This is a genomic window from Nocardioides sp., from assembly GCF_034670285.1.
Lineage (GTDB): Bacteria > Actinomycetota > Actinomycetes > Propionibacteriales > Nocardioidaceae > Nocardioides.
On record NZ_JAXMNS010000282.1, the window covers coordinates 1 to 5,144 of the forward strand.

The window sequence follows — 5,144 nt, forward strand, 5'->3', positions numbered from 1 at the left end:
GGCCCCGTCCACACATTGCCCCCTCCCTCCGAGAACGCCGCTGCCGAGGCACTGGCGGCCGCCGAGGCGAGCGCCCAGGCCGAGGCCAGCTCCGACCTCTACCGCAAGATCGGCCTCGGCGTCGGAGTCGCCCTGATGCTGCTCCTGGCGTTGTTCAAGGGCCGGCGACGCGACCGGGCCCGCGAGCAGGCGACGTCGTACGTCGTCGAGCAGCTGCGCCAGGAGTCGACCGCCCGCGCCGCCCTGGCGCCGGCGCCGGCCGCGGCCCTGGCCGCGCTGGACGAGAGCGAGCAGTCGGAGGAGCAGGCGCTGCGCAACGAGCTGAGCGACCTCATCGAGCGCCAGCCCGAGGACGTCGCCACGTTGCTCCGCGGCTGGCTGACGGAACGGAACTGAGCCGATGACCAGCACCCTCACCGGGCTCGGAGCCCGCAAGGCCGCCGTCCTGCTCGTGCAGATGGGCAAGGTGCGCGCGGCCAGCGTGCTGGCCCACCTCAGCGAGAACGAGGTCGAGACCATCAGCGCCGAGATCGCCCGACTGGAGTCCATCTCCGGGGCCGAGTCGCAGTCGGTGATGACCGAGTTCCGCGACCTCATGGTCGCCCGCGAGCACGTCAGTCGCGGTGGGCTCGCCTTCGCGCACCAGGTGCTCGAGCAGTCGCTCGGCTCCGAGCGCGCCGCTCAGATCATCGACCGCCTCAATGCCGCCGCGGTCCAGATGCCTTTCCGCTTCCTCCACCAGGCCGACCCCGCTCAGCTGCGGTCGTTCATCGTCGACGAGCACCCGCAGGTCATCGCCCTGGTGCTCGCCCACATGACGCCGGACAAGGCCTCCCTGCTCCTCTCCGGGCTGCCGCCCGAGCAGCAGGCGCAGGTCGCCCACCGCATCGCGGTGATGGACCGCACCTCCCCCGACATCGTGCGCGAGGTCGAGGCCACCCTCGAGCGCAAGCTCTCCTCGATGCTCCAGCCGTCCGACATGTCGCGCGTCGGGGGCCTCGACCCCCTGGTCAGCATCATCAACTGCTCCGACCGCTCCACCGAGCGCCAGATCGTGGAGGGCCTCGCAGCCCTCGACGCCGGCCTGGCCGACGAGGTGAAGAGCCGGATGTTCATGTTCGAGGACATCGTCACCCTCGACGACCGCTCGATCCAGCAGGTGCTGCGCCAGGTCGAGACGAGCGCGCTGGCGCTGGCCCTGAAGGGCGTGCCCGACGCCGTGCGCGACAAGGTCACCGCCAACCTGTCGAGCCGTGCCGGGGAGGGCCTCGTCGACGACATCGCGATGCTCGGCCCGGTGCGCCTGACGCAGGTCGAGGAAGCCCAGCAGTCCATCATCCGCACGATCCGCCAGCTCGAGGAGCGCGGCGAGATCATGGTCCGCCGAGGAGGCGACGTTGAGTTCGTCGACTGAGGTCTCGCGCCACGTGCTGCGAGGCGTCGCCGCGTCCGGGGCCACCGTGCTTCCCACGCCTGAGCTGCGCGACGGTGCCTGGACCCGGTTCGGAACCGGTTCGGCGCTCGGTGACGCGGTCACCGAGCAGGCCCTCGCCGGTCTCGCCGAGGCGACTCGCCAGGCCGCCCGGGCCCAGGGCTACGCGACCGGTTGGGCCGAGGGCCGGCGGGCCGCCGCGGAGGCTGCGGCCACCGAAGCGGTCGAGGTCGACGCCGCCCGTGGTCGCGAGGACCGGCGACGCGAGGCCGAGCGCCACGCCGAGGTCGAGGCGCTGCGCGCCGCGGCGTCGGGCTTCCTGGAGGCCACCTACCGTCAGGCGGTCGAGCTCGAGGACCACGCCCTGCACCTGGCACGCGAGCTCAGCGAGGCCATCGTCGGCCACGAGCTGCGCTCGAGCGCAGACCCCGCCGGCGACGTCGTACGCCGAGCCCTGGCCGTGCTGCCCGGTGGCGCGCCCGCGACGGTGCGCCTGCACCCCGACGTCGCGGCCACGGTGTCCGGCACCGAGCTCGCCCCCGGGGTGACGCTCGTCGCCGACGCGACCCTCGGCCCCGCGGACGCCCTGGTGGAGACCCCGACCCAGGTCGTGGACCTGTCGATCGAGGCTGCCCTCGACCGGGTGCGTCAGGCCCTCGCATGAACGCCTCCCTGGGCAGCACCCTGCTCGAGCGGCGCGCCACGGCACTGCGCGCCGCCCGTCCGGCCCACTTCGGTCGGGTCGACGAGCTGGTCGGCCTGCACCTGCGGGTCGTCGGCCTGCCCGGCGCGGTGGGTGACCTGCTCGCCGTCCCGTCCCCCGAGCCGACCCGACCGCCGGTGCTCGCAGAGGTCGTCGCGAGCCGCACCTCCGGACTGACCTGCCTGCCGCTCGGCTCGACGTCCGGGATCGAGATCGGTGCCCGGGTCGAGCACACCGGAGGACCACTGAGCATCACCGTGGGCGACGCCCTGCGCGGGCGGGTGCTCGACGGACTCGGCCGCCCCCTCGACGGCGGTCCCCCGCTCGAGGACCTGCCCGGCATGAGCGTCGTCGGCGTCGACCTCGCCGCCCCCGACGCCCTGTCGCGCCCCCGGATCGACCGTCCGCTCGGCCTCGGCGTGCGCGCGCTGGACTCGCTCGTCCCGTGTGGTCGCGGCCAGCGGCTCGGCATCATGGCCGGGTCCGGTGTCGGCAAGTCGAGCCTGCTCTCGCAGATCGCGCGTGGCACCGATGCCGAGGTCTCGGTGATCGCCCTGGTCGGCGAGCGCGGCCGCGAGGTCGGCGAGTTCATCGAGCACGACCTCGGGCCCGAGGGCCTGAGCCGATCGGTCGTCGTCGTCGCGACGTCCGACCAGCCTCCGGTCGTGCGGCTGCGCGCCGCCTTCGTGGCCACCCGGATCGCCGAGTCGTTCCGCGACGCCGGCAAGCACGTCGTGCTGATGATGGACAGCCTGACCCGGGTTGCCATGGCGCAGCGCGAGATCGGCCTGTCGGCCGGCGAGCCGCCCGCGACCCGCGGCTACCCGCCCAGCGTGTTCGCCCTGATGCCGCGGCTGCTGGAACGTGCCGGCACCTCCGAGCACGGCTCGATCACCGGGCTCTACACCGTCCTCGTCGAGGGCGACGACCTCCAGGACCCCATCGGCGACACGGCCCGCTCGATCCTCGACGGTCACGTCGTGCTGACCCGTCGGCTCGCCACCGCGGGCCACTTCCCGAGCATCGACGTGCTCGAGTCGATCTCGCGGGTGACCAGCGCTGTGACGACCCCTGAGCAGCGCGCGGACGCCGTCCGTCTGCGTCGCATGCTCGCCGCCCACCGCAACGTGCGCGAGCTCGTCGAGATCGGCGCCTACGTGAGCGGCACCGACGTCGACGCCGACGCGGCGCTGGCTCGGATGCCGCAGATCGAGGCCTTCCTCAGGCAGGCCATGGACGACCAGGCGCCCCTCGACTCGACGTGGGCGCTGCTGCACGAGCTGGTGGCCCCGTGAGCACCTCGGTCACGAACGCGGAGAAGGCGGCCCGCGAGGACCCCGGCCTCGCCGCCGTCGCCCGGGTGCGGGCCGTGCGCGAGCGCGACAGCCGACTCGGCCTCCAGCAGGCCCTCATCGACGAGCACCGCGCCGGCGAGGAGGTGCAGCGTCTCGCCGACGTGCTGGCCGGCATCGACGGGCGGGCCGAGGGAGATTCCGGGGCCTTCGTCGCCGTCCGGGCGGTCTACCTCGGTGTCAGCGAGGCGCTGGCCGAGGCTCGTCGCAAGGAGGCGGCCGCGCGGCTCGTCGCCGTCGATGCCGCGGCCTACTGGCGCTCCGACCACGCGCGACTCGGGGCCGTCGAAGGACTGCTCGAGCGCCGCGCCGAGGAGCGCGCCGTCGAGGCGCGACGCAACGAGGAGCGCGAGCTCGACGACGTCGCCGGTCGGCTCTGGCTTCGTGCGTCGGTGGCGTCGGTCGCCGCCGTCGGGGCAGAGGAGATCGCGTCATGAGCGTCGCCGAGGCCACGTCGCGCATCGCCCACCTCCAGTCACAGCTCTCGGCCCTCGCCCCCGTGGGCGTCGCGTCGGCCGGTGGCTCAGCGGCGGCGTTCGCCGCCTCGCTGAGCCGGGCCAGTGCCGCAGCGGCCGCGCCGTCCACCGCGGTCGGCGGCACCACCGGCGAGCAGATCGTGAACGAGGCCGAGCGCTACCTCGGCATGCCCTACGTCTGGGGCGGCGACGACCCCAGCGAGGGCGGGCTCGACTGCAGCGGGCTCGTGCAGCACGTCTACGAGCAGTTCGGCATCGACCTCCCCCGCGTCTCTTCCGACCAGGCCCGGGCGGGCACGCCGGTCGGCTCGCTCGCCGAGGCCCGACCCGGCGACCTGCTGGCGTGGGACAGCTCGAGCCGCAACGTCGGGGCCGACCACATCGCGATCTACGTGGGCGACGGCATGATGATCGAGGCTCCGCGCACCGGGCTCGACATCCGTCTCGTCCCCGTGCCGAGCACCCCCGACTACATCCGCCGCATCCTCCCCGACGCCGGCGCGACCCCCGCGCTCTCCGGGGTGGGGGCCGTCGGCGCACGCTCCGCCGCCACGAGTCCGCTGAACGAGTCGCCGTACGGCGACCTGTTCCGCGTCGCCGGAGAGCGCTACGGGATCGACCCCGCACTGCTGGACGCCGTCGCCAAGCAGGAGTCGGCCTACGACCCGCGCGCGGTGAGCCCCGCCGGAGCCCAGGGCCTGATGCAGCTGATGCCCGGCACCGCGGACGGACTCGGCGTCACCGACCCCTTCGACCCGACGCAGGCCGTGGACGGCGCGGCCCGCCTGCTGCGTGACCTTCTCGAGCGCTTCGGCCAGCTCGATCTCGCCCTCGCCGGCTACAACGCCGGCCCGGGCGCCGTGCTCCGCTACGGCGGGGTCCCGCCGTACCCGGAGACCCAGAACTACGTGCGCTCCATCATGAGCGACCTCGGACGGGGCTGAACGATGACCGTCTCACCACTTCCTGCGCCGGCCGGACTCTCGCGGACCACGGCATCCGCCACCTCGCTGGGGCAGCCGGTGGGGTCCGGTGGCGAGGCGTCGGTCTTCTCGGCGCTCGTGCAGGTGCTGCTCGCGGGCTCGCCCACCGAGGACCCGACCGAAGAACCGGGGTCGGACGCCGACGCCGGGTCGATCGGTGCGCTGGCTGCACTCGTCGTCGCGCCCCCGCTCGCCGTC

Annotated in this window: 6 protein-coding genes and 1 pseudogene; all 7 read left to right on the forward strand. The window is 74.0% G+C overall.

The window, feature by feature from the left end:
* Positions 1-396: pseudogene (locus VOI19_RS13835) on the forward strand (flagellar M-ring protein FliF); the annotation flags it as partial.
* 4 nt (positions 397-400) lie between these two features.
* Positions 401-1,414, forward strand: a complete 1,014-nt coding sequence (gene fliG / locus VOI19_RS13840) for a flagellar motor switch protein FliG (protein ID WP_323793546.1) — start codon at positions 401-403, stop codon at positions 1,412-1,414.
* Positions 1,398-2,096, forward strand: a complete 699-nt coding sequence (locus VOI19_RS13845) for a FliH/SctL family protein (RefSeq protein ID WP_323793547.1) — start codon at positions 1,398-1,400, stop codon at positions 2,094-2,096. Before fliG ends, VOI19_RS13845 begins: the two co-directional genes overlap by 17 nt.
* A complete protein-coding gene (locus tag VOI19_RS13850) occupies positions 2,093-3,430 on the forward strand; it encodes a FliI/YscN family ATPase (protein ID WP_323793548.1) in 1,338 nt (445 codons plus the stop codon). The genes VOI19_RS13845 and VOI19_RS13850 overlap by 4 nt, the downstream gene beginning before the upstream one ends.
* Complete coding sequence (locus VOI19_RS13855; RefSeq protein ID WP_323793549.1) at positions 3,427-3,924, forward strand: flagellar FliJ family protein; 498 nt, start codon at positions 3,427-3,429, stop codon at positions 3,922-3,924. Before VOI19_RS13850 ends, VOI19_RS13855 begins: the two co-directional genes overlap by 4 nt.
* Entirely contained in the window at positions 3,921-4,907 is a 987-nt protein-coding gene (locus VOI19_RS13860) for a transglycosylase SLT domain-containing protein (protein WP_323793550.1), read from the forward strand. Before VOI19_RS13855 ends, VOI19_RS13860 begins: the two co-directional genes overlap by 4 nt.
* Positions 4,908-4,910: 3 nt before the next feature.
* Positions 4,911-5,144 (forward strand): hypothetical protein (locus VOI19_RS13865; protein ID WP_323793551.1); only part of this gene is annotated, 234 nt, incomplete at its 3' end.

Excerpts from the sequence above, each read along its gene's own strand:
- fliG (WP_323793546.1), top strand. The coding sequence starts at position 401 with ATGACCAGCACCCTCACCGGGCTCGGAGCCCGCAAGGCCGCCGTCCTG.
- VOI19_RS13850 (WP_323793548.1), top strand. The coding sequence starts at position 2,093 with ATGAACGCCTCCCTGGGCAGCACCCTGCTCGAGCGGCGCGCCACGGCA.
- VOI19_RS13860 (WP_323793550.1), top strand. The coding sequence starts at position 3,921 with ATGAGCGTCGCCGAGGCCACGTCGCGCATCGCCCACCTCCAGTCACAG.